We start from the raw sequence: 596 nt of genomic DNA, 5'->3' as shown, positions 1-596 counted from the left end.
AGCTCGATAGTACCGGTTACGTCAGTTGTACGGAAGTAGAACTGTGGACGGTAGCCCTTGAAGAATGGAGTGTGACGACCACCTTCTTCTTTTGACAGTACGTATACTTCTGATTCGAACTGAGTGTGTGGAGTGATTGAACCAGGCTGAGCCAGTACTTGACCACGCTCAACTTCATCACGCTTAGTACCACGTAGTAGTACACCACAGTTCTCACCTGCACGACCTTCGTCAAGCAGCTTACGGAACATTTCAACACCAGTACAAGTAGTCTTAGTAGTTTCTTTGATACCTACGATTTCTACTTCGTCACCAACTTTGATGATACCGCGCTCAACACGACCTGTTACTACAGTACCACGGCCTGAGATTGAGAATACGTCTTCGATTGGCAGAATGAATGCACCGTCGATAGCACGCTCTGGCTCTGGGATGTAAGTGTCTAGTGCTTCAGCTAGTTCGATGATCTTAGCTTCCCACTCTGGCTCGCCTTCTAGGGCTTTCAGAGCAGAACCCTGGATAACTGGTAGGTCATCACCTGGGAAGTCGTACTCAGATAGTAGTTCACGAACTTCCATCTCTACTAGTTCTAGCAG

General features: G+C 47.7%; 1 protein-coding gene. It reads right to left on the bottom strand.

The genetic code is table 11. From position 1 onward, the window contains the following. The coding region (locus L2731_RS19510; RefSeq protein WP_249254893.1) for an EF-Tu/IF-2/RF-3 family GTPase at positions 1–596 on the bottom strand (596 nt) is incomplete at both ends.

This window comes from Shewanella aquimarina (assembly GCF_023349185.1).
GTDB lineage: Bacteria > Pseudomonadota > Gammaproteobacteria > Enterobacterales > Shewanellaceae > Shewanella > Shewanella aquimarina.
Note: the sequence above shows the minus strand (reverse complement) of the source record. Positions and strands in the feature narration are given on the sequence as shown.